Annotated in this window: 23 protein-coding genes and 1 pseudogene; 15 read left to right on the forward strand and 9 right to left on the reverse strand. The window is 65.1% G+C overall.

The annotated features are described in order from the left end of the window. Positions 1–150 precede the first annotated feature (150 nt). Positions 151–660, forward strand: coding sequence for a TetR/AcrR family transcriptional regulator (locus tag BJG92_RS07960; protein WP_232083493.1), 510 nt, complete (start codon positions 151–153; stop codon positions 658–660). Next, complete coding sequence (locus tag BJG92_RS07965; protein ID WP_232083494.1) at positions 657–1,322, forward strand: GAP family protein; 666 nt, start codon at positions 657–659, stop codon at positions 1,320–1,322. Before BJG92_RS07960 ends, BJG92_RS07965 begins: the two co-directional genes overlap by 4 nt. Before the next feature lie 62 nt (positions 1,323–1,384). Here BJG92_RS07965 and BJG92_RS07970 read toward each other — a convergent pair whose 3' ends face one another. Then, positions 1,385–1,768: a hypothetical protein gene (locus BJG92_RS07970; RefSeq protein ID WP_232083495.1), complete on the reverse strand. Its 384-nt coding sequence runs from the start codon at positions 1,766–1,768 to the stop codon at positions 1,385–1,387. Next, a complete protein-coding gene (locus BJG92_RS07975) occupies positions 1,758–2,225 on the reverse strand; it encodes an SRPBCC family protein (RefSeq protein WP_232083496.1) in 468 nt (155 codons plus the stop codon). The genes BJG92_RS07970 and BJG92_RS07975 overlap by 11 nt, the downstream gene beginning before the upstream one ends. 44 nt (positions 2,226–2,269) lie before the next feature. Between BJG92_RS07975 and BJG92_RS07980 the strand changes: the two genes are divergently transcribed. From BJG92_RS07980 to BJG92_RS07995, 4 genes are all read left to right on the forward strand, one after another. After that, the gene (locus BJG92_RS07980) at positions 2,270–2,701 is read left to right on the forward strand and encodes a MarR family winged helix-turn-helix transcriptional regulator (RefSeq protein WP_232083497.1); all 432 of its coding nucleotides are present in this window, start codon (positions 2,270–2,272) and stop codon (positions 2,699–2,701) included. A gap of 272 nt (positions 2,702–2,973) precedes the next feature. Then, a complete protein-coding gene (locus tag BJG92_RS07985; RefSeq protein WP_232083498.1) occupies positions 2,974–3,993 on the forward strand; it encodes an NAD-dependent epimerase/dehydratase family protein in 1,020 nt (339 codons plus the stop codon). Between the two features lie 148 nt (positions 3,994–4,141). Further along, positions 4,142–4,618 (forward strand): GNAT family N-acetyltransferase, encoded by a 477-nt coding sequence (locus BJG92_RS07990; RefSeq protein WP_232083499.1) that lies wholly within the window; start codon positions 4,142–4,144, stop codon positions 4,616–4,618. Between the two features lie 14 nt (positions 4,619–4,632). Beyond that, on the forward strand, positions 4,633–5,331 hold the full coding sequence (locus tag BJG92_RS07995; RefSeq protein ID WP_232083500.1) for a DinB family protein: 699 nt from the start codon (positions 4,633–4,635) through the stop codon (positions 5,329–5,331). A 181-nt stretch (positions 5,332–5,512) separates the two neighbouring features. Here BJG92_RS07995 and BJG92_RS08000 read toward each other — a convergent pair whose 3' ends face one another. Further along, positions 5,513–6,925: a PLP-dependent aminotransferase family protein gene (locus BJG92_RS08000; protein ID WP_232083501.1), complete on the reverse strand. Its 1,413-nt coding sequence runs from the start codon at positions 6,923–6,925 to the stop codon at positions 5,513–5,515. On the opposite strand from BJG92_RS08000, the gene BJG92_RS08005 reads away from it, so the two are divergent. Together BJG92_RS08005 and rox are read left to right on the forward strand one after the other, a co-directional pair. Further along, a complete protein-coding gene (locus tag BJG92_RS08005; RefSeq protein WP_232083502.1) occupies positions 6,924–7,859 on the forward strand; it encodes a DMT family transporter in 936 nt (311 codons plus the stop codon). The genes BJG92_RS08000 and BJG92_RS08005 overlap by 2 nt on opposite strands. Before the next feature lie 451 nt (positions 7,860–8,310). Next, positions 8,311–9,741, forward strand: coding sequence for a rifampin monooxygenase (gene rox / locus BJG92_RS08010; protein ID WP_232083503.1), 1,431 nt, complete (start codon positions 8,311–8,313; stop codon positions 9,739–9,741). A 326-nt stretch (positions 9,742–10,067) separates the two neighbouring features. Here rox and BJG92_RS08015 read toward each other — a convergent pair. Both BJG92_RS08015 and BJG92_RS08020 read right to left on the reverse strand, forming a co-directional pair. Next, positions 10,068–10,512, reverse strand: a pseudogene (locus tag BJG92_RS08015) (IS3 family transposase); the annotation flags it as partial. A gap of 120 nt (positions 10,513–10,632) precedes the next feature. Beyond that, complete coding sequence (locus BJG92_RS08020; protein WP_232083504.1) at positions 10,633–10,986, reverse strand: toxin-antitoxin system YwqK family antitoxin; 354 nt, start codon at positions 10,984–10,986, stop codon at positions 10,633–10,635. Between the two features lie 289 nt (positions 10,987–11,275). On the opposite strand from BJG92_RS08020, the gene BJG92_RS08025 reads away from it, so the two are divergent. Next, positions 11,276–12,118, forward strand: coding sequence for an MBL fold metallo-hydrolase (locus tag BJG92_RS08025; RefSeq protein ID WP_232083505.1), 843 nt, complete (start codon positions 11,276–11,278; stop codon positions 12,116–12,118). Between the two features lie 74 nt (positions 12,119–12,192). Here BJG92_RS08025 and BJG92_RS08030 read toward each other — a convergent pair whose 3' ends face one another. Continuing rightward, entirely contained in the window at positions 12,193–13,248 is a 1,056-nt protein-coding gene (locus BJG92_RS08030) for a DNA polymerase IV (RefSeq protein ID WP_232083532.1), read from the reverse strand. Between the two features lie 225 nt (positions 13,249–13,473). Here BJG92_RS08030 and BJG92_RS08035 point away from each other — a divergent pair, with 225 nt between their 5' ends. Next, complete coding sequence (locus tag BJG92_RS08035) at positions 13,474–14,403, forward strand: NADP-dependent oxidoreductase (RefSeq protein ID WP_232083506.1); 930 nt, start codon at positions 13,474–13,476, stop codon at positions 14,401–14,403. A 92-nt stretch (positions 14,404–14,495) separates the two neighbouring features. Here the strand turns inward: BJG92_RS08035 and BJG92_RS08040 are convergent, their stop codons facing one another. Both BJG92_RS08040 and BJG92_RS08045 read right to left on the reverse strand, forming a co-directional pair. Next, entirely contained in the window at positions 14,496–15,140 is a 645-nt protein-coding gene (locus BJG92_RS08040; RefSeq protein ID WP_232083507.1) for a YdeI family protein, read from the reverse strand. 7 nt (positions 15,141–15,147) lie between these two features. After that, positions 15,148–16,722 carry an MFS transporter gene (locus BJG92_RS08045; RefSeq protein ID WP_232083508.1) on the reverse strand — a complete coding sequence of 525 codons (1,575 nt, stop codon included), beginning with the start codon at positions 16,720–16,722 and terminating at the stop codon, positions 15,148–15,150. A 76-nt stretch (positions 16,723–16,798) separates the two neighbouring features. On the opposite strand from BJG92_RS08045, the gene BJG92_RS08050 reads away from it, so the two are divergent. The 3 genes from BJG92_RS08050 (at position 16,799) to BJG92_RS08060 (ending at position 18,628) form a co-directional block, all read left to right on the forward strand. Next, positions 16,799–17,320 (forward strand): MarR family winged helix-turn-helix transcriptional regulator, encoded by a 522-nt coding sequence (locus tag BJG92_RS08050; protein ID WP_232083509.1) that lies wholly within the window; start codon positions 16,799–16,801, stop codon positions 17,318–17,320. A 68-nt stretch (positions 17,321–17,388) separates the two neighbouring features. Further along, positions 17,389–18,135 carry an SOS response-associated peptidase gene (locus BJG92_RS08055; RefSeq protein WP_269461827.1) on the forward strand — a complete coding sequence of 249 codons (747 nt, stop codon included), beginning with the start codon at positions 17,389–17,391 and terminating at the stop codon, positions 18,133–18,135. Positions 18,136–18,301: 166 nt separating this feature from the next. Further along, on the forward strand, positions 18,302–18,628 hold the full coding sequence (locus BJG92_RS08060; RefSeq protein ID WP_232083510.1) for a chorismate mutase: 327 nt from the start codon (positions 18,302–18,304) through the stop codon (positions 18,626–18,628). A 22-nt stretch (positions 18,629–18,650) separates the two neighbouring features. Here BJG92_RS08060 and BJG92_RS08065 read toward each other — a convergent pair whose 3' ends face one another. Continuing rightward, positions 18,651–19,037, reverse strand: a complete 387-nt coding sequence (locus BJG92_RS08065; RefSeq protein WP_232083511.1) for a hypothetical protein — start codon at positions 19,035–19,037, stop codon at positions 18,651–18,653. Positions 19,038–19,182: 145 nt separating this feature from the next. Between BJG92_RS08065 and BJG92_RS08070 the strand changes: the two genes are divergently transcribed. Further along, positions 19,183–19,509, forward strand: a complete 327-nt coding sequence (locus tag BJG92_RS08070; protein ID WP_232083512.1) for a DUF6504 family protein — start codon at positions 19,183–19,185, stop codon at positions 19,507–19,509. A 2-nt stretch (positions 19,510–19,511) separates the two neighbouring features. After that, on the forward strand, positions 19,512–23,012 hold the full coding sequence (locus tag BJG92_RS08075; RefSeq protein WP_232083513.1) for a DNA polymerase III subunit alpha: 3,501 nt from the start codon (positions 19,512–19,514) through the stop codon (positions 23,010–23,012). Positions 23,013–23,116: the final 104 nt, after the last annotated feature.

Below are 23,116 nucleotides of genomic sequence, written 5' to 3' on the forward strand. Positions count from 1 at the left end.
GCTGTCAGCGGTGGGGCGGTGGGGCGTCGGGGCGTCGGGGCGTCGGGGCGTAGGGCGGCCGGTGGACGACCCGCATGCGGTTCAGCCCACAACCCTCAAATTCTTGATCCAAGCCGACCGGTCGGTCTGTTCTCGTGTTATCGTGACTTCATGAGCAACAGGGAACACATTTTGCAGACCGTTAGACGATTGGCGATCGAGACCGGGTCGGTGCCGTCGATGGATGCCATCGCTCAGCAGGCGGGGGTTTCGAAGGGTGGGCTGATGCACCACTTCAAGTCACGCGCTGCCCTGGTGGAGGGCATTGCAGGGCAGGCAATACAGGATATGGATCAGGCACTGACCGCGGCCGCCGGGCGCGGCAACGTGGTCGAGACCTGGTTGCGCCTGTCATCATCCCGTGAAGAGGCTGCTCTGTATCGGGCGATGTCGATCCTGCTCACCGATCACGCCTCGATGACCGACATGCTTCTGCAGCAGGCAGCTGAGGCCACCGGTCGGTGGGAGCAACTCTTCGCCGCCGAAACAGGAGACCCGGTGGCAGCCTCGGTCATCCGTCTCCTGGGTGACGGGATGCTGCTAAACAGCATCACGGACGACGACTCTGCACCCGGCGTTGATTCGATCTTGCAGTGGCTGGATCGCAGGTCCGCCAAGTGATTGGCAGTGGCCTCCTCGCCGGCATCGGCGGCCTCGCCCTGGCTGATTCGCTCAACCCGGCGACCATCGTCGCCATCACCCTGATCCTGCTCACCGTCAGCCACCGGACTGTCGTTTCAGCATTGACGTTCGTCCTGGGCGCGATGAGCACGGTCTTCGCCCTCGGCGTGGTCATCTTCCTCGGCGCCAATGCTGCCGCCGACGCCTTAGGCGAAGGGCTCATCTGGCTTCGCCGCGGAGTGTTCCTCATCGCCGCCATCACTCTCGGCATCGCCGGTCTCCGCCGCTTCAAGGACCGGGAAAGGACCGGCATCGACCTGCCGTCCTGGTTCGGTGTGTGGACGGCTTTCCCGCTCGGCATCCTGGTTACCGGAGCTGACCTGCCCAACGCGTTCCCCTACTTCATCGCCATCGAACGAATGGTCGCCGCGGACATCGACATCCCTGTGGGCCTGTTCGTGCTCGCCGGCTACGCTCTCGTGTACTGCATCCCGTGCCTCATTCTGCTCGCCCTCGGCATGGCACACGGCGACAAAGTCAGGACACGCCTCCGGAAGGTACTGGATCGGTTCTCGACGGGAACCGTCAAACGCTCTATCCCAGCAGCGATTGCCCTGTTCGTCCTCGCCGCAGCAGTCCTCACCATCGTTCTCTGGCCCTGAGCATGCCGCGCGAGACGAGCACGATGAGGGATCCCTCACCGCAACAATGATCGGCGTTGCTTTCAGCTGCCGGGTGTTCTGCGGACGCGTTGGGGTGAGCTTTTTGGGACTCTTTCGACGACGCCGCGGGCCTCAAGATCGACCTTGGTGTAACGGACATAGTTGGAAAGCCGCCCGTTGGGGAAGGCGGGGTGGGTTCCCAGGGTGTTCTGAGCTTCGTTGACGATGACCTGGAGCGGCACGGTGCCATCCGCCGCCGCGAAGGCATCGATGGTCTTCAGGATGATGTCGACGAGCAGTTCGTATTGTTCGACGGCGATGGTCCACCCGTCGAGGCCATCAGGACGGGTCGAATTGAAGATTTGGACGCGCCCCTGTTCACGCGCTCTTGCGTCTTCGGCCCACGCCCGTGGGGTGACCGCCGCTGAGTGCGGGTCACTGGGCATGCGAGCGCTCGACGAGGTCCTTGAGCTGCTGGAGGTCCTTGACGTGAAGCGGACGGATCGATCGTCGCAGCCACCTGTTGGCCAGAAGTTTCAGCAGACGCGGCACAGGGGGTTCGACCTCGAATGCCAGCGACACCCGGGTGCGTCCTTCGGTGATGGGGTCGATGTGAAAGTCGACCAGGGGCGTCACCCAGCGGCCGCCTGGACCCCGGTTGTGCATGGTGTTCCGGATAATGCGGTCCTCTGCTGAAACCAAGGTCTGCCGGCCCTGTTCTACGCCCTTGGGATCAGTGAAAACGATCTGCGACCCGGGGCTCTGCCCGTCGCCGTCGACACGGCATGTATACCCGGTCGCTTCGGGCCACGCAGACCACTGCATCAAGGTGTGTTGATCGAGCACGGCCCGGTGGACGACGTCCAGCGGCGCCTGGATGTCGATTGCTTCTATCCACTTCATGGCGCTCCTTAGTCAAGTAATTTGACTGTAATATACTCTAGCTAATGGACTTTGACACTCAGCATCCTTTGCTTCTGGCCTGCAGGAATCTCGGGGCGGCTTTCGATGCTCATGATGCGCTGATGGCAGAGCGTCTGGGAGTATCGCGGAACGAGCTTCGACTCCTGAATCGGCTCGAGGGCGGACCCAGTTCGCAGGTCGACCTCGCGGACCATCTCCATGTGAGTCGTGCGGCCGTGACCGTGATCGTCGATCGGCTGACAGCAGCGGGGCTGGTCGTTCGCGAGACTTCGCCAACTGATCGCCGCGTGAAATTGGTAAACCTGATCCCAAAGGTGTGGCAGGTCCTGGGCCTGCATTACCGTCCAGCCGGCCAGCGCGTCCTCGGGGTCGCCGACGATATGTCAGCGGCCGATGTGGAGCGTTTGACGGAGAACCTGCGAGCCATTTCCGATGCCATCAGCCCGGCCTCCTAGAAGCCCCGCGCTTCCGCGCTTCCGCGCAGCCCGCTTGCATCGGTCAAGCAATAGGGTGGGCACCGCGAGAAGGGCTCCGACGTGGATCCATTGATTCCGGACCGGGCGCAGAAGATAGGCCAACACCCAGCCCAGTGGCGCCGCGAACACCAGGGAAACTCACGTTTCGTGTCGCAACGGGGGTTCCCCCAAACTCGACGACGGCCGTGGACGCGCCCTGCGCTCACGGCGAATCCGACGTTTTTTGTCGCTGTTGCGGTTAGCTGATGGTCATGACGCGCACACTCATTCTTGGCGGGACGGCCTGGCTTGGTCGCGAGATAGCCGAACAGTTGGTGGCCAGAGGCGAGGACGTGACTTGCCTTGCTCGCGGCGAGTCCGGAGAGGTTACCAGCGGTGCGACGTTCGTCCGCTCTGACAGGCGACTGCCCGGGGCTTACGACGCGGTCACAGTTAGTAGATGGGATGAAATTATCGAGCTCAGTTACGCGGCTGACCTCGTAACCGGGGCGCTTGAGGCTTTGGCCGGCAACACGCGGCACTGGACCCTAGTTTCTTCCGTCTCCGTGTACGCCAGCAACTCCGAATCGGGCGCTGACGAAGACGCCGCCCTCGTAGAGCCAACCGACCTCGATGACTATGCGCACGCAAAGGTTGCCGCCGAACGGGCAACGACCGAGGCCGTGGGCGATCGCCTTCTCATCGCGAGACCGGGCCTTATTGCCGGGCCGGGCGACACGAGCGACCGGTTCGGCTATTGGGCATCACGTCTGGCCCTGGCTTCGCATGAACCCGTTCTCGTACCCGATGTGCGTGGTCGTTCAGTGCAGGTCATCGACAATCGGGACCTGGCCGGATGGCTGATCAACGCCGGCCGCCGGGGCCTCACCGGCACTTACAACACTGTCGGCAGCGAACGCGATTTCTCGACGGTCCTGCTTGCTGCCGCAGAGGTCGCGGGCCATACCGGCGAATTCATCTCAGCCGACGACAACTGGCTGATCGAACGGAACGTCAGCTACTGGGCTGGACCTCGTTCACTGCCGCTCTGGCTTCCCCGCAATGACTCTGCCTTTGCCCAACGCAGCCGGACCCGCTTCCTCGCCGCTGGTGGCACCGAGCGCAACCTGAAGCAGACGCTCGAGGACGTCCTCGCGGACGAACGAACACGCGGACTCAACAGAGAACGACGATCCGGCCTAAACCGCGACGAAGAAACTCTCCTTCTCGCCGAAATCTGCGGGAAGGCAACGCAAGACCCCAGCTGTTCCGCTGGGGGATCCTTCACATGAAACGGGTTGAGGGTTGGAAAACCCGCCCCGTCCAGCATGGTTGGGGGGATATTGAACAGCACGGGACGATGATCACGGCGATAATCGACGTAGGACCGAGCACCTGCCGTCCTGGCCGACCACACCACCGGCCTACGGTTCAGTCGTCTTGCGCAAGTTCACCGACGACGACGTACATCTCGTCGTCGAGTTGGGGGACGATCCTTACATCCCTCTCATTGGCAGCCTTCCGGCACTCCCCACGGCACAGCAGGCTCGGGAGTGGATCTGCCGGCAGCGCGGCCGGTTCGCCGAAGGAAAAGGGCTGTCCTTCGCCATCGCCGATGCCGAGTCCGACACCGCCGTCGGTGCCATCGGACTGTGGCTTCAGAATATGCCGGCCGGCCGCGCGACGATCGGCTACTCGGTTGCCCCCGCGCACCGGGGCCGCGGGATCGCCAGCAGCGCGTTGAAGGCACTGACGGCGTTCACTTGGACCATCCCCACTCTGCACCGGATCGAGCTGTACATCGAGCCGTGGAACAGCAACTCAAGTCGCGTTGCCGAGGCATCCGGTTTCCAGCGTGAGGGCCTGCTCCGCAGCCACCAGGAAATTGGTGGCACCCGGCGCGACATGCTGCTCTAAGCGACAACGCGACCTTGACCTCTTCTTGGCTGGTGGTGTTCGTTCATCTTGGCTTGCCATCGGCCGTCAACCGCTACAAGCTGTCACGCATGAGTGATGTTGCCAAGGCGGAGTTGCGCCGGTATTTGCAGGATGGCCGTGATGCGATGGTGTGGAAGCTTGAAGGCCTGTCTGAGTACGGTCTACGCCGCCCCTTGACACCGACCGGCACGAACCTTCTCGGGCTGGTCAAGCACCTGGCCGGGGTCGAAGCCGAGTACTTCGGCGTAGTCTTCAACCGACCCTTCGCTGAGGAACTTAGATGGCTTTCGCCCAATGCCGAGCCGAATGAGGACATGTGGGCGCGGTCTGAGGAGTCCCGCGACGCGATCGTCGGCCTATATCAACGGGTGTGGGTACATGCCGACGAAACAATTTCCCTGCTGCCGCTTGATGCTTCCGGCTGCGTGCCGTGGTGGCGTGAGGCGAGCAACCCGGTCAGCCTCGCCCGCATATTGGTCCACGTGACAGCCGAAACGCATCGGCATGCCGGTCATGCAGACATCGTGCGTGAGCTGGCCGACGGCAGCGTCGGACACCGGGACGGCAACGACAACATGGCAGCCGGGGACCCGGCGTGGTGGCACGAGTACTGCGATCACCTGGAATCGGTTGCGCGCGGTTACGGGAAACAGACCCAACCGCGCGCAACCGACTCTCACCAGCCCCGATAGCGGCGTCGGCCAACCGCGTGAAACTCGGACACTGGAACAGTTTTCACACTCTGATGGCGGCTCGATCAGGATCTGTTCTTGTCCGATAGCGGGTGGCGTTAGAACCGACTGATCCGCTGCAGGATCCTCCAGCGAACCTGTGCCTGGACGCGCTGGGGCTTTGGCCTGCCCCGACGCTTTCCTAGCTGTTGGCCTTTTCCAGCGTTCGGCCGATGATGCGAGCTGCCTCGGGGTAGGCGCCCGGGTTGGGCCCGGAGTAGTTGAGGCGGACAAAGGGTCCTGTGGGTTCCGCGGGGAACCATTCGTTACCGGGTGCAACCAGGACGTTATTTGCCTCGCACTCTCGGGTGAAGGAGGGCAGGTCTGTGGTGTCGGGGAGCCGGACCCAGAGGTTCAATCCGCCGGGTGGGATCGCAGTGATGTGAGCGAGAGGCGCGTGTTGGGTGAGGCTGTCGACGAGCAGATCCCGTCGTGACCGGAGTTGCTGACGGAGACCGCGGAGGTGAGTCTGCCAACCGGGCTGAGTGACGATGTCCAGGGCAGCGGCCTGGAGGACTCCACTGACGTACATGGACGTGGCGGCCCCGTCCATGATGATCCGTTCTCGCGCCGGACCGCGGGCGATGATCGCGGCCACCCTGAGTGCGGGTGACACACTTTTGGTCAGTGAACGGATATAGACGACGTGCCCGCTATCGTCGTGGCCCGCTACCGGTGTTGGGCCGGTGGTGATACCGAAGTCGTGGGCCCAGTCGTCCTCGATAACGAACGCCCCATAGGTCCTGGCCACGTCGAGTATCTGACGTGCGGTCTCAGCCGACCACTGGGTTCCGGTGGGATTGGCGTAATTCGGTTGCACATAGAACGCACGGGCACCGGTTTCCTCGAACGCCTGCGCGACGTCCTCCGGGTCAGGGCCGGTGGGGCCGGAGGCGATTGGGACCAGGCGGACGCCTGCCTGTGCAGCGGCGAGGAGCGCACCCCAGTAAGAAGGGGACTCGATCAGCAGGGGACGGCCGTCAGTGACCAGGGCCCGGAAGATCGAGCTGAGCCCACTTTGACTGCCAGGAAGCACGATGACGTCACCGGCCAGGGGCGGAGTCACCCCGACAGAGGTAGCTGTTGCAAGTTCGGACGCAAACCACGACTGCAACTCGGGGAGACCGGCGACGGGAGAACGCGTGAGCGCGGCGTCACTGCGTCCCGCCCGGGCCAGGGCGGCACGTATGAGGCGTTCGGGCAGGAGCTCCCGGTCGGGGTATCCACCATGAAGAGCAATAGCGTCAGCTGGTGTGGGCCGCATCGTCGCCGGCGATGTGGAGAATCGGTTGCGTGGGGATCCGAGTGCGGCGGTCTGCCAGCCGAAATCCGAGGGCTTGGCGGTGCGGACGGCCCGAATGAAAGTGCCCACTCCGGGCCTGCTCTCAATCAGTCCCAGCCCGGTCAGGGTGCGCAGTGCTTTCTGCACGGTGACGGGACTGGCCTCGTACCGGGCCACCAACGAGCGGGTCGACGGCAGCTTCGCGCCAGCCGGAGCACCTGCGATCCACTCCCGCAAGGCCGTCACGATTCTCGTACTGCTATCGTTGTTCATGAACCCTAATAGTAGCGCTACTCTTCAAAAGCCCGCCGTGCTACCAGCCTCACGGGCTGGACTCGCCTGGGGATTGCTCGGTGTTCTCGCGTTCTCCTTCACCGTCCCCTTCACCCGTGCAGCAGTCGGCGGGCTCTCACCCCTGTTCATCGGGTCAGGGCGGGCGGTGATTGCCGCGGCCCTCGCTATCGCGGCACTGGCCCTTACCCGGCAACGGTTCCCCAACGGCGTCCAATGGATACGACTGGCCGTCGTCGCCGGCGGTATCGTCATCGGTTTCCCCTTACTCACCTCCTTCGCCCTCACCACAGCACCGGCCAGTCACGGAGCTGTCGTGATCGCACTCCTGCCCGCAGCGACTGCCGTCATGGCAGTCATCCGAGGCAAAGAACGACCACGAATCTCGTTCTGGGTTCTGGCAGCTGTGGGCACCGTAGTGGCGATCGGGTTCGCAGCGCTGCAAGGCGGTGGCCTCGCACACCTCACCTCATCAGACCTGCTGCTCTTCGCGGCCGTCCTGGCTGCTGCCATCGGATACGCGGAAGGCGGCCTACTCGCCCGCGAACTCGGGGCATGGCAAACGGTCTCATGGGCACTCGCGATCGCGTCCCCACTGATGCTCGGCCTGACCATCACAGCCGTAGCGCAGCAACCACCCAATGGGACGCCGATCGAGTGGGCCGCGTTTGCCTATCTGGCTGTCGTGAGCATGTTCTTTGGCTTTTTCGCCTGGTACCGCGGGCTCGCCATCGGTCCCATGGCACGGGTTAGCCAGGTACAACTCACCCAACCCGTCCTCAGCATCCTCTGGGCCGCCCTCCTGCTCCACGAACAACTCACCTGGGCCACAATCCTCGGAGGCATCGCCGTCATCCTCTGCGCCGGTGTCGCCGTTCGAGTTCGACTGACCCGCCGGACGCCGACGTCCCACTGAGGAACCAGGACCGTCGTTGTTTGGCCGTCTTCGTCGTGTCCGGTAAAGGACCGGCCACCGGGCACCGGGCCGTCCGTTGAGCCACCGGCTTTCGGGCAGCATGACAGCGCTGGAAAGGCCGAACGTTGGACTGCCAGTTGTATACAAGCGGGGCGGGTGCTCGGAGTCCATAAAGCCGGCACTCCGGCACCTCGCTGCAGGTGCAGACTGCGCTGTGACCTTGGGTGGGGAGGCCCGAACTAGTAAGCGGGGGGGCGCTTTCTCGTCAGCCGGAAACTCCTAGATGACTTAGCCGGAGACGCCGTCGATGATGGCCCCTGAGTTTGCGGGCCAGGTTAGGTCAACGATCTCCTTGCCATCTTCAGGATATAGCTCCCTGGGGGGCTTGCGGCAAGGCCCCTGCCCTCGACCAGAATGGTGGCCGCGCTTACTTCTGAGATTGGGGGTTCACATGTTCGACGTGATCATTAGCGGCGGCGGCCCGGCGGGAATGATGCTGGCCTGCGAGTTGCGCCTGCACGACGTGGACGTACTCGTACTGGAGAAAGACGTGGAACCGAGCCCGGCAGTCCGCTCGCTCGGCCTACACCCGCGAAGCATCGAGATCATGGATCAGCGCGGGCTGCTGGATCGGTTCCTCGCACACGGGCAGAAGTATCTGGGCGTCGGCCGGTTCGCCGGGATCGACAAAACCCTGCCCGCGAATCTGGACACCGCACACGCCTATATCCTCGGCATCCCGCAACCGACCACCGACGGCCTGCTGGCCGGGCGCGCCGTCGAACTCGGTGCGCAGGTCCGCCGCGGCTGTGAGGTGACGGGCATTGAGCAGGACGACGACGGGGTGGGCGTCGAACTCGCCGACGGCACCCGGCTTCGCTCAAGCTGGCTGGTCGGCTGTGACGGCGGACGCAGCTTGGTGCGCAGGCTGCTCGGTATCGGCTTTCCCGGAGATGCCGCGACGAGTGAATGGATCCACAGCGAGATGGAGGTGACAACGCCGCCGGACGAGTTGGCTGAAGTGGTGAACGAGGTTCGCAAGACGCACAGGGGGTTCGGCATCGGCCCCGCCGGCAATGGGCTATTCCGGGCCGTGGTGCCCGCGGCGGCCGTGGCCGAGGACCGCTCGGTCCCGCCGACGCTGGACGAGCTCCGAACGCAACTGCGGGTCTACGCTGGTACCGACTTCGGCGTCCACTCACCGCGATGGCTATCACGCTTCAGCGACGCCACCCGGCTGGCCGAACGGTACCGCGCGGGCCGGGTTTTCCTCGCCGGCGACGCCGCGCACATCCACCCGCCGCTGGGAGGGCAGGGATTGAACCTCGGCATCCAGGACTCGTTCAACCTCGGTTGGAAGCTCGCCGCCGAAATCAACGGTTGGGCGCCACAAGGGCTGCTGGACACCTATCACGCCGAGCGTCACCCGGTGGCCGCAGATGTTCTGAGTATCACTCGTGCCCAGAGCGAGCTGATCTCACCCGACCCCGGACCCCAGGCAGTGCGCCGCTTGCTGGCCGAGCTGATGGACTTCGACGACGTCGCCCGGTTCCTGGCCGAAAGGATCAGCTCGCTCGGGGTCCGCTACGATTTCGGCGAGGGGCCCGAGCTGCTCGGCAGACGACTCCGCGACATCACTCTGTCACGGGGCCGTCTCTACGAGCTCACCCGGGAAGGGCGCGGGCTGCTGCTGGACCAGACCGGCAGGGTCTCAATGACAGGATGGACAGATCGGGTCGACCACGTGGTCGACGTCAGCGGGGAACTGGAGGCGCCCGCGGTCCTGCTCCGACCGGACGGCCACGTCGTATGGATCGGCGATGACCAGGAGGACCTGCTCCGTCAGTTGCGGACGTGGTTCGGAACACCATCCGACGCCTAGCTTGCTAGGTATCTACTGCGTCTTGGCCATCTGGGAACTTAGTTCAGGCAGCGTTCCACTCATCCTAATGACCACGGAAGACCGCGCCTGCCCGGCAAAGGATCGGCTCGCAGGCAGATCCTGCTCACGCGATTCTGTACTAGGGCGCAGTGACATTCGTACTTTCTCTGTGATCCCAGAGTTCATGCAGCGGTTCCCGTTCGCTTCCCTGGGAAGTGGTGATCGCGTGCGCCCTCTTCACCCGTTCTGAACAGAGAGTCCTTGCGCCCTGATTGCTGCAACTGCTTCGGTGTCGCACCAGCCGACCAGTGCCTCAGCGGTGAATTCATATGCCGCCCGCAGGACGTCACATCGGACTGGGAGTCGAAGCTGACCACATGCATCGGGTACTCGGCCGTGAGCCGTTTCTGTTCCCCGGCGCCGGGCCCGGTACGGCGCTTCATCCGCGCCTTGGATTTGCAGACCAGTCCTTCGTCGCGCCAGAGCCGGCGCACCCGCTTCCTGTTCAGTGCCACGCCGTCCCAAGCCGGCTGTCCCAGCAGGTGCCAGCGGGCTTTGCGCCAGCCCCACGCGGGGTGTTTCACGGCGGCGGGGTCCGTTTGGACGCCTCGGCGTTCTTCTCGGACCCGTACTGGTTCATCCAGCGGAATCAGATCGCCTCGGTGACCTGAAGCTCCTTGATGAACTCGACCATCGGCGTCCGTCGTTGAGCATTTTCTGGCCCTGCCGGACTTTGGCGATGATCTGCTCCGGGGTGTGTCTGCGTGCCATGATTCGTGAATTTCCGCCTGTGTCCATTCTCGGACACGAAACTCACACAGACACCGGACTTCTATCCGGGGACCCAACCAATTCGACGTCCACTGAGGATTCCCCTCGGCACCATTCCGGCTACCGGAATGTTTGTTTCTTTCTGATGGATCCGTCCGGGTTGTAAGATACCCAGTCGCCGCTGCGCTTGCCAGAGCGCCAAATGCCCTCATCCATAAGAGCACCATTGTCATGCCAGCGTTGCCATGTTCCATTCTGCTTGCCGTCCAAGAAATTACCCTTTTGGAGCAACTCCCCGTTTTCTCGCCACCACGTCCAGCTCCCGTCAAACTCGCCCTGAACGAAGTTGCCTTCGGCTTTGAGCTGGCCGTTGCGGTACCAATTGCGCCACCTGCCGTGCTTCTTCCCGTCAAGGATCGGGCCTTGGCCCATCAGCGTTCCGTCTTTGTACGTGTCCCGCTGAAACTCTGCCATGACCCCTCCGTTGCCGTGCTCGTTCGCAATAGTTGCACATTTGGCGAACCAGAACTACGTGTTGTTTTCCTCTGAAACGATGATGTACGTCCGCAACAGGTTCGGCCTACGCGCAGAGCTGCCTGCTGGTACTAGAGCGTGGCGCCACGCCATTGACAGGGATCATTTGGTGGTGCTGCTCGCTGAGGCGGAGCTAGTGTGCGGATAGGCCGGTTGATGCTTGCGATCAACGACCCCTCGGTAATACGGTCTCGACAAGGAGTTGCAAACCTCAAGCGGAAGGCGTTTCATGCTGAAGCAAATCGCTGAGGGCGTTCTCGTTCACGAAAGTGAGTTCATCCAGAGCAACTCCGTGGCCGTGCAGGGCCGGGCCGGTGTGTTGCTCATCGACGCCGGCATAACGAGCAACGAGCTGGAAGCACTCGCGAACGACCTTCACGAGTTAGGACAGCCTGTCGTTGCAGGCTTTTCGACGCATCCGCATTGGGACCACGTGCTCTGGCACGGGATGTTCGGCGACGTGCCCCGTTACGGTACCGGCCGCTGCGCGGCGTCCATCCAAGACCTGCTGTCGCACAGGGACTGGAAAACCCGCGTAGCCAGGGTGCTACCGCCGGAGCTCGCCGAGGAGATCCCGATGGATCTGCTCGGCCTCATGACCGGTCTGCCCACCGGAGCAGCGCAGATTCCCTGGGAGGGCCCAAAAGTCCGGATCATCGAGCACCAGGCCCATGCCCCAGGCCATGCGGCGCTGCTGATCGAGGAGCGCGGCGTCCTCGTCGCCGGCGACATGCTTTCCGACATCCTGATGCCGTTCCTGGATCTGGCGGCCGCGAGTCCGATCGAGGACTACCTCGCCGCGCTCCTGCTGTTCGAGAGTGTGGCCGACGACGTTGTTGCCGTCATCCCCGGTCACGGCTCAGTCGGCGGAGCTGAGCAGCTACGAGCACGAATCACACAGGATCGCGCCTACGTGGAGGCCCTCCGAGAGGGCGGTGCTCCCGATGACCCACGGGTCGGTCCGTCGGCCCCGCTGGACTGGTTGCCCGACGTGCATAGATGGCAATTACAGCGGCTCGCGCAGAGGGAGCAGACCGAGACACTCGAAAGGCATTCCCCAGAGGACACCTGAACAGCCTCATTCTGTTACCCCCATCACTTCCGCAAAGCGATTCATCCGCGCTGGTAAGGAAGGCGACGACGCCGTCACCAACCGCCGCGCGTCGGCGTATGTCCCGTTCGGGCGTCGTCGGGCATTGCCATTTCGGCCCGCAGGCCCAGGAGCCGGATCGGACGGCCCTTTTCGATTCCGGCTGCGAGGTCCACGGCCCGCGCCAGGATTTCGGTCCGGTCGAATGTCCCGGGAATCTTCCTGGCGTGGGTCGTGGTGAAGAAGGGTGCGTACCGAACCTTCAGGGTCAGCCCAACCACAGGCCGTCCTTCGGCCGCCACATCCTCAAGGACACGCGCTGTCAGTTCCCTCACGGCGAGGTCCACCTGGGCAGGCTCAGTCAGGTCCTGCTGGAAGGTGGTTTCCCGGCTATGCCCGCGGGCAACCCACGGGGTGTCGTCCACAACGCTGGCGCCGTGCCCGCGTCCGAGCTCCGCATACCAAGGACCCATCCTGGGGCCGAACTCCGGGACCAGGTCCTGGGGGTCGGACGCTGCGAGCTCGGCGACTGTGTTGATGCCGAGTTTGGCCAGCCGGCCCGACACTTTGGTTCCGACGCCCCACAGGTCCCTGGTGGGCCGACTGCCCATGACGTCGAGCCAGTTCCCGGAGGTGAGACGGAAGACGCCGGCCGGCTTGCCGAAACCGGTGGCGACCTTGGCACGGACCAGGGTGTCGCCGATGCCCACGCTGCAATGCAGCTGCGTTCGCGCCAGAACAGCGGCCTGCACCTGCCGGGCGTAGGCTTCCGGATTCTCTGTCTCAACACCTAAAAAGGCTTCATCCCAACCCAGCACCTGCACGGTGGCGCCGGGCTGCGCGCGCAGGGCAGCCATCACCGTTTCAGACGCCGCGAGGTAAGCCTCCTGATCGACGGGCAGGATCACTGCGTCGGGCACTTTCCGGGCCGCAATGCGTAAGGGCATTCCGGAACCCACACCGAACGCCCTGGCTTCGTAGGATGCGGTCGACACCACAGCCCGTTCCGTGGGGTCGCCCCGACCGCCGACAATGATCGGCTTCCCCGCAAGCTCCGGCCGCCGGAGAACCTCGACCGCCGCGATGAACTGGTCCAGATCCACGTGCAGCACCCACCGGATTCCGCTCACGCCACCAGTCTGCCCTAAACATCCCCGGCAAGCATCGGCTCTCCACAGAACTTGGCCGCTGATCCTGCGGGCTCCTGACCCGGGATCCGCGGGCACGGCTGGACCTCAGCTCCCAAAAATGACAGGCCCCTCGGGGGCGGGCAGTGAGCTGCCACACTCGTGGGCCGGTTGCGGAATAGCGTCCTGGAAGCATCTGTTGACGCCTGCATGAAGGCAATAACTTACAGCGAATACGGAAGTCCGGACGTCCTCGAGGTATCGGAGCAGCCCATGCCGAAGGTCGGGCCCGGGATGGTCCTGGTCAAAGTCAAGGCGGCGTCGGTGAATCCGGTCGACTGGAAGATCATGGCCGGCTATCTGGATGCAGCCATGGACCTGCAGTTCCCGGCGATTCCCGGGTGGGATGTGGCGGGCGTGGTCGAGTCGGTCGGTATCGACGCGCCGCAATTCCGGCCAGGCGACGAGGTCATCGCCTATGGCCGCAAAGACTACGTCCACGGCGGTAGTTTCGCTGAATATATGGCCCTGCCTGAAAGGCTCCTTGCCCGCCGGCCCGCATCCCTGGGGTGGGACGAGTCCGCCGGTCTTCCCCTGGCAGGCCTGACGGCCTATCAAGTCCTTACCCGTCTGGGCCTGAAGGCGGGCGAGAACTTGCTGATACATGGCGGCGCCGGCGGCGTCGGGTCCCTGGGAATCCAGATCGCTGCGGCGCTCGGTGCCAGGGTGATCGCGACTGCGTCAGAGAAGAACCACGACTTCCTGCGTTCCCTCGGGGCCGAGCCCGTCAGCTACGGCGAAGGCCTTGCGGACCGGGTTCGCGCCCTCCGCCCCGAGGGCGTCGACGTTGTCGCGGACTTCGTAGGGGGAAATCTCGAATCCACCCTGGCTGTCCTGGCCGACGGGGGCCGGCATGCCTCCATCGCTGACAGCGAGGTCGAGCAGCATGGCGGCACCTGGATGTGGGTCAACCCCGTAGGCGCCGAGCTGCAGATGCTCGCCGATCTGGTCGACGAGCACGCAATTCGTGTCGAGGTTGCCCGGACTTTCCCGCTGCCGCAGGCGGCGGAGGCCTTCCGGCTCAACATGGAAGGGCACACGCGCGGCAAGATCGTCATCGCAGTCGACGACGTCGCATGACGCGGAGCGGCGGCCGGATTCCGGCCGCCGCTTCTCTGGCGGCCTGCCGTGTGCTGGAAGCAGAGGGGTGAGCGCGGTATCTCTGTCTCGGATCATTGGTCCGACTTGCGGTGAGGAGGGGCAGCGCGGCGACTTTCTGCCGACTTGAGCGGCCCCCGCCATTGGGCGGCGCGTTGGTCCACGGCGGCCAGACGTGCCGTCTCCTCGATCCGGTTGGCGCGGGTGGCAGGCCGTTTGGCCTGGACGATCCATTCGAGGATGCCGCGGCGTGCCGAAGAAGGGAATCGGTCCCAGTTGGCGCGGGCAGCTGGGTGCCGATCGAACGCCCGCTGGAGGTCATCGGGGACGACGAGATCCTCGACGTCGTCCAGCACGGTCCATGTTCCGTTCTGGACCGCCTGCGCCACGGCGTGCTCACCGGCTGTGGTCATCAGTCCCTGCTGCCTCAGGGCTTCGATGCGAAGTTTATTCGGGCGCGACCACGCGCTGGTGGGCTTGCGGGGTGTGAAGTAGAGCATCGTGCGCTCGTCGTCGAGACGCCGGGGTTTACTGTCGACCCATCCCACCGCGAGGGCCTCGGACACGGCGTCCTCGTAGGCGAGTGCAGGCTTGCCGGTGTGCTTCTTCCACGAGACCAGCCATACCGCCTGAGTGCTGCCGTGGTTCTCCTGCAGCCACTGGCGCCACTGCGCCCTCGTCACCACATGGACCTGCGGGGCGGCTGAGGGATCGGCCATGTTTCCATCAGCCTTCGTCGAGTTGGTGTGCGATCAATGCCGAGGTGGTTTGTGCTGCAGCAGGTTTGCCTGGCGCAACGACGAAGGTGATGATCGAGGCGAGAGCGAGGATGACGGCGCCTACGAACATTGCTGCGCTCAGCCCGGCCCCGAACGCTTCCCGTGCGGCATCTGCGAGCGCCAGACCTTGGGGGCCGAATGAGTCGGCGATCCCGATCGCTGCCCCCGCCCCCGCGTCGACGACCTCACGGACGGGCTCCGGCAAACCCGCCAAAGCCGGTGTGATGTCTGCCCGGTAGACGCTGATCAGAATGCTCGACAGGACCGCGATCCCGAGGACGCCGCCGACCTCTCGGGTGATGTCGTTGACGGCGCTCGCGATCGACCGCCTCTCCGCGGGGAGGCCCTCAATGATCAACTGGGTACCGGGGGTGATGCCCATGCCGAAGCCCAGACCGAACACGAGGACCCCGCCACCGAGCACCCACAGGGACGCTTCGAGTCCGCCGGTGAGTCCGGCCGCGAAGATCGCGAATCCTGATCCCATGAGCAGAAGGCCGAGCGATCCGGGTATCCGGGCCCCGAACCTCGCGCTCAGTCCGACGGCAGCACCGATTCCGATGCCCACCCCGATCGGCACCACCAGAAGTGCAAGCGCGGAACCCAGTGGGGTGAAGCCGAGCACGATCTGCAAGTACTGCGGGGAGAGGACGAAGAATCCGAGCGAGGCGAAGAACTGGACCGTGACGATCACCGAGCCCGCCGCCAACCCCCGATTCGCGAACAGCCGAACGTCAAGCGAGGGGGTCCTGGCGCGGAGCTGATGGATCACAAACGCGACGAAGCCGGCCGCCCCGACAGCCAGCGAGAGGAGCGTCAGCGGGTCCAGCCAACCGCGTTGCGGACCTTCGACGACTCCGAAGACTAAGCCGGCCAAAGCAACGATCGACCAGATCGCGGCCCCCGGATCCAGCGAAAGCGAGGGATTGCGGTTCTGGGCCACGAGCGCCAGGACCGGGATGATGAGGGCCAACGCCACCCCGCCGAAGAGCAGTTGCACGCTGCCCCACCACCACGCCTCAAGAAGTGCGCCCGCGACGATCGTCCCGGCGACAGCACCGGCGGAGCTGACACCCGACCACACTCCGATCGCGAAGGTCCGGCGCTCCTCCGGGTACGCGTCGACCAGGGCGGAAAGGGTCACCGGGAACACCGCTGCCGCGCCCACACCCGCTAGCGCTCGGAGGCCGATGATCCAACTCGCGTCGGGCGAGAATGCCGACGCGATACATGCGAGGCCGAAGATCGCCAGGCCGGCCCCGAGGATGGTGCGGCGCCCGACTCGGTCGGCGGCGATCCCGGCCGTGAGGAGGAGTGCCGCGAAGGTCAGCGCGTAGGCGTCGATGATCCACGTCAACTCAGACTGGTCAGCACCCAAGTCCGCGGCAATGTTGGGCAACGCGATCGCGAGCGCGGAGTTGCCGGCCACAACCAGGGCGAGGCCTGCGCACAGCACAATGAGCAATGCTCGAAGCTGGGCTGTGGACGGCTCCGCGTGCTTCGGGAGTGGGGAAGGATCCATGGTCACGAGCAACTCCTGCTTCTCTCTACACTGGAGTCTCTCCGTTACCGAGGTATATGTCAAGTAGGATTGCACTATGTCTAATAATGCTGAGGACGGCTGGGCGGAACAGGTTGAGCGCGGGCGGATGTCCGCCGACGAGCTCTCCTGGTCCCTTCGATCCGTCAATCGCGCTGCCACCCAACTCGACCACGCGCTAGCGGCAAAGCTCGGCCTGCGGCAGCTCGACTATGAGGCCATGGGCCACATCATGGACCAGGAAGGCACTCAACTCGGCCCCGCCGAACTGGGACAGCGGCTTCGCATCAGCACCGGATCCGCAACCGAATTGGCAGACCGCCTGGAACGGGCGGGGCACATCGCCCGCACGCGCGAGGGTTCCGACCGGCGTCGGGTTCAACTTGTTGCTCGCCAAGAAGCCGTTGGACTCATCCTTGGGGAACTCGGACCGCTCTTCGCCGACCTCGACGCGCTGTCGAATGAGTTCACGGACGGCGAGCAGGCAGTCATCAACCGCTACCTCCGGGCAGCGGGCGACCGTCTCCGCGACCACACACGGGCCCTCGGCGCTCCGGTGGAACCTGCTGCGCCCAGCTGACAGCCTGTAGCCATGCAGGCTCGCCTGTGCCGGATGACACCGGGTTGGTGCGGTGGCATGCTGGTGCCATGTGTGGACGTTACGTGATGGCCCGGGCCGTCGGAGACCTGCTGGCCGAGTTCGACGCCGGACTTGAGGAAGAGGTGGCGATTCCGCCGTCGTGGAATGTTGCCCCGACCGCGGAGGTGCCGATCCTGCTCGAACGGCTGGTGGACGGTGAACCGGTCCGGCAGCTGCATGTTGCGCGCTGGGGACTGGTGCCGTCCTGGGCCAAGGACCCGAGGATCGGCTCGAAGATGATCAACGCCCGCAGCGAGAGTGTGCTGGAGAAGCCGGCATTCCGGAAAGCCACCCGGGCCCGGCGCTGTGCCGTCCCCGCCGACGGCTACTACGAATGGAAGGGCGAGGGCCGCAGCAAGCAGCCCTACTATGTGCACCCGAAGGATGTGCACCCGATAGTCTTCGCCGGACTCTACGAATGGTGGAAGGACGCGTCCAAGGCCGAGGATGACCCGGAGCGCTGGCTGCTCTCGACGTCGATCTTGACCACCGATTCACCGCCGGAAGGCTACGCCGGGGGGATGCTGGCCGAACTCACCGCCCTGCACGACAGGGTGCCGCTGCCGATGGACCGGGGGACAATGCAGGCGTGGCTGGACCCGCAGGCCAACGACGCCGCCGGACTGGTGGACCTGGTCCGGGCCGGCGCGCATGACGTCGCGGAGGGCTGGAGGATCGACGCCGTCGGCACCGCCGTCGGGAACGTCAAAAATGACTCCCCGGACCTCATCCAGCCGGCAGGGAGCCTGTTCTAGCTCGGGGCCACAGCCGGATAGGGTGCCCGCGACGGGCCCGGCTTCGCGGCAACCTTCGCTCGTTGTCCGGATCCTAGTGGTGCCGCCGACAGACGCCGGGAGCCGTAGGGGCCGAAAAGGCCCGGCGGAACCAGATCGACTCCCGGCGGCATCTTTCGCTATTGTCATGGTCATGTCCACACATCACGAAGACGATAAAGCTGCCCAGGCCGACCGGGAGCAGCTCGCCGCTGTGCGTGTTGCCGTTGATGAGGTGGACGAGCAAATTGTCGCGCTGATCGGGCGGCGCGAGCGGCTGATCAGGATCGCCGGCACCCTCAAGGCGGACAGTGCAGAGGTGCGGGCACCGGGCCGGGTGGAACGGGTAATCGAACACGTCCGCGCGACCGCCGGGCAGAAGGACATCGACGCCGACATCGTCGAGCAGACGTACAAGGCCATGATTGAGGCCTTCATCAGGCTCGAGCTGGAAATCTATAAAGCCGGCTCCTAGGGCCGGCCTTGATTCCTCGGCGCTAAAGGGCTTCGTCCACCGGCACGTTCGCCTGGTAGTCCCGGCCGTCGCAGTCGCTGAAGGCCGTCATCAGGTGTCCCTTGGGGAGGCCAAGCACTGTGGCAAGGGGAAAGTTTCCGGTGATGGTGTTTCCGGAGTGGTCCACGCCCTTGAGGTCGAAGTTCTCCTCAGTGCCGTCGTGGCTGAAGCAGAAGAAGGAGACGGCTTCTCCGTTCATGAACTCGATCCCCATCCTGCGCTGGTGGGAATGGTCCGGGGTAGCCGCCAAGAGCCCCACCACATAGGCCCCCTGGCCGGGGATATTTCCGTCTATATCGAACTTCGCCACCAGGGACGTGTCCTTGGCGGCGATGCTGACGTGCTTGAGGAGTGCGTTATGGGAACTCATGGCTCAATCCTGCCCCGCACACCTCCGTCCGTCCACCCCTGATCTAGGTTTTGGCCGGGCATCGTCGTAGACTGGAATCGTTCGAAGATATATTCGAATAAGCATTTTTGGCCGGTTCAACAGCCGGCCGGTTCCGGGAGGCACAATGGGCATGTTCAGCGAGTCGGTCGAGGTCGTCTGCACCCCCGCCGGCATGCCCCTGAAGCTGGCCTGGGCGGGCCGGCACTACACCGTGTGCGCGGAACCGGTCCGCTGGTATGAGCGCCGCCAGTGGTGGGTGGAGGAAGCCCGCGCCCCGCTGGGCAGCGGCTCGGGACTGGTGGACCATGAGATCTGGCGGGTCCAGGTACGCCCGGCAGATTCCCCCGACGCCGAAAGCCTCACCCTTGACCTGACCCGGCACGTCCGCAGCGGGCGCTGGCGCCTGCTGCGGATCCACGATGCCCTGCTTCCCCTCCGGATGCCAGAATAAGCATGAGCTTCACCCACCTCCACGTCTCCACAGCCTTCAGCGCCCACTACGGGGTCTCCTGGCCGGATGAGCTGGCGGCCGCGGCGGCCGCCGACGGTGCAACCGCGCTCGCCTGCACGGACCGCGACGGCCTCTACGGAACCGTCAAGCACATGTTGGCCTGCATAGCCGCGGGACTGGACCCGATCGTCGGGGTTGACCTTGCGGTCTTCGATGACGACGGCGACCTCCGCACCCAGGTGGGCGGGCGCGTCGTCGTCCTGGCCCACGGCCACAACAACGGCGCCGGTTACCGCGCCCTGTGCCGGCTGATCTCCGATGCCCATGCCCGCACCACCGGCAAGGCCGGGGGAGCGGTGCCCGTGGCCGTCACCCGGGCGGAGCTGGCCTCCCGCACCCTGGATCCGGAGACCCTGCAGCCGGTACTGACCGTGCTGATCGGCCCGGACTCCGACGTCGGACGTGCCATGGGCGGGCGACGCTACCTGCGCCCCAGGACCCTGTTCAAACGCTGGCTGGACGCCATGCCGCCGGGGACCCTCGCCGCCGAGGTGGTCTCCCAGCTCAGTCCGCCCGGGGAACCACTCAGTACTGCCCACGCCGTGCGCATGCTCAAGCTCGCCGCGGAACACGTTGTGCCCGCCGTGCTGAGCAATGCCGTGCGCTACGTCGCGGAGGACGGTGCTGCCACTGCCGACGTGCTCGACTCCGCCCGCACCCTGAAGTCACTCCCGGAGCTCTCCGCCGCCCCGATGCTTCAGCCCAACGGTCAGGGCTGGCTCAAATCCTCGGCCCACATGCTCCAGCTGGGTAAGGAGATCATGCACGCCGCCGGCTACGGCACTGCCGACCTGAAAAGCCTGATGGCCCAGACCGAGGCGCTCGCGGACCGCTGCCGGACTGACCCTGTCACGGACATGGGCTGGAAACAGCCGGTGGTTCCGGAAGCCTCGGTGATCGGGATCGCAGGGGACGCCCTCGTGGAACTCACCCAGCGCTGCGAGGCAGGCATCAGCCGACGGTTCCCCGGCATCGCCGGGAAAGAGGCCGAGGAGCTGCGCGCCCGGCTGGGGCACGAGCTGCGGATCATCGACAGCCTGGGCTTCGCCGCCTACTTCCTGACCGTCGCCGAGGTCTCCAGGATGATCCTGGACATGGGCGTCCGTGCTGCGGCACGCGGCTCAGGCGCGTCCAGCCTGGTCAACTACCTGATCGACATCAGCGCGGTGAACCCGCTCCAGCACGACCTCATCTTCGAACGCTTCCTCTCCCGGGACCGCGCCACCTTGCCGGATATCGACATCGACGTCGAAAGCGCGGAACGGCACAACGTCTACCGGAAAATCTTTGAACGCTTCGGCTCGGAACGGGTCACGCTGATGAGCATGCAGAACGGCTACCGCGCTCGCGGTGCAGTGCGCGACGCGGGGCTGGCCCTGGGCATGGAGGAAGGCGAAATCGGGGACATCGCCAAGCAGCTCTGGCGGTTCTCGGCACGGAACTTCCGTGAGGCCCTTGTGGAGAAACCCGAGCTGAAGGAATTCGCCGGCCGCGTGGAACAGCGCGGCTTCTCCGAAAACCAGCAGCTGGACCTGCTGGTGGACCTCACCGAACGGCTGGACCGGCTGCCCCGCCACATCTCCATGCACCCGTGCGGGGTCATCCTGGGCGACGCCACGCTGCTGGACCGCACCCCCGTGCAGCCCAGCGGCCTGGGACTGCCGATGAGCCAGTTCGACAAGCACGACATGGACCCCATGGGCATGCTGAAACTCGATGTCCTGGGGGTGCGGATGCAGAGCGCCATGGCCTTCGCCGTCCGCGAGGTCATCCGGCTCCACCCTTCCAAGGCCGAGGTGGTCGCGGCAGGGGCGCATCCCGCCGGCCCGGACGGAACCGGACCGGACTATATCTCCGCGGACGGGCACATCGACCTCAATGCCGTCCCGCTCGACGACGAAGCCACCTATGAGCTGATCAGGAGCACCCACACCCTGGGCTGTTTCCAGATCGAATCCCCGGGCCAGCGCGAACTGATCGGCAAGCTCGCCCCCCGGGAGTTCAACGACCTCATCATCGACATCTCGCTGTTCCGCCCGGGACCGATGAAATCGGACATGGTCCGGCCTTTCCTGGAGTACCGGCACGGGTTCGCCCCCGAGGTGTACCCGCATCCGGACCTCAAGCCGGTCCTGAAGGAGACGCACGGGGTCACCGTCTTCCACGAGCAGATCCTGAAGACCTTTGACGTCATGACCGGCTGCGGCCTGGCCCGCGCCGACGAATTCCGGCGCGCCCTCGGCAACGAGGTGCTGGAGGGCCGGGTGGAGGATTTCTTCCGGAAGGAAGCCCGGACCAGGAAGTACAGTCCCGAGGTGGTGGACAAGGTCTGGGGCACGCTCAAGGCCTTCGGCAGCTTCGGCTTCTGCAAAGCGCACGGGGCGGCCTTCGCCGTGCCCACCTACCAGTCCGCCTGGCTGAAGACCCACCACCCGGAGGCGTTCCTGGCCGGGCTGTGGGAACACGACCCCGGGATGTACCCTAAACGCCTGCTGGTGGCCGAGGCCCGGCGGCTGGGAATCCCCATCCTGCCCCTGGACATCAACCGGAGCCACGCGGAGTACCGGGTGGAACGGGTGGAAACCGGCACGGACCGCGGGAAGCTGGGCATCCGGCTGAGCCTGAACGGCATCTTTGGCCTTTCCGGGTCCGAACTGAAACGGGTCGTGGCAGGCCAGCCTTATGACTCCCTGGCGGACCTGCGAGCCCGCTCGCGGCTGAGCAAGCCGAGCATTCAGCGGCTGGCCCAACTGGGTGCCTTCGACTCCCTGCACCGGGCCTCCGGCGGAACCGCCAACCGGGCGGACCTGGTCCAGCACCTGCAGACGCTGCGAAGCCGGCCCCAGCGGAAGGGCATGGAAGTCATCGAGGGGCAGCTGTCACTGCCGCTGGGGGACATGGAGCTGAAGAACCTGAAGGCCGTGCTGCCGGCGCCCACCCTGGTGGAGACCGTCCGGGCGGAACTTGACCTGATGGCCGTGGACGTCAGCGAGCACCTGATGGCCAGCCACCGGCCCCTCCTGGACCGGCTGGGCGTCACCACCGCCGACCAGCTTCTGGGCCTGCGCAACGGCACGGAGGTGCTGGTGGCCGGTGTCCGGGTCGCCACCCAGACCCCGCCCATGCGCGGGGGCCGCAGGGTGGTGTTCATCAGCCTCGACGACGGCACGGGCTGCGTGGACTCGGTTTTCTTCCACGAGGCCCAGGAGCTGGCGGGACCGCTGCTGTTCGGCACCAGGCTGCTGCTGATCCGGGGGACCACCCGCCGCACAGGACCCCGCGGAATCAGCATCAGCGCCAGCATGGCCTGGGACCTCAGCCGCACCGAGAGTCTGCCCTTCCCGGAACCGGCCTCCGGAGCGGCCGCCCGGCGGGAACCGGAGCAACCGGGCCCGCTGGACGGCATCAGCCGCAACCTCGCCATTACCGGGCTGGGAGGCTGAGCGGCGCGTTGGTTGGCCTCTCCAGAAACCGATAGCATGGACGAGGCTGGCTGTGGTCCCCGTACGCCACAAGCTACGAAGCCTTAACTTTTTAGAGGAGACAC

This window comes from Arthrobacter sp. SO5, assembly GCF_020532805.1.
Classification (GTDB): Bacteria; Actinomycetota; Actinomycetes; order Actinomycetales; family Micrococcaceae; genus Arthrobacter.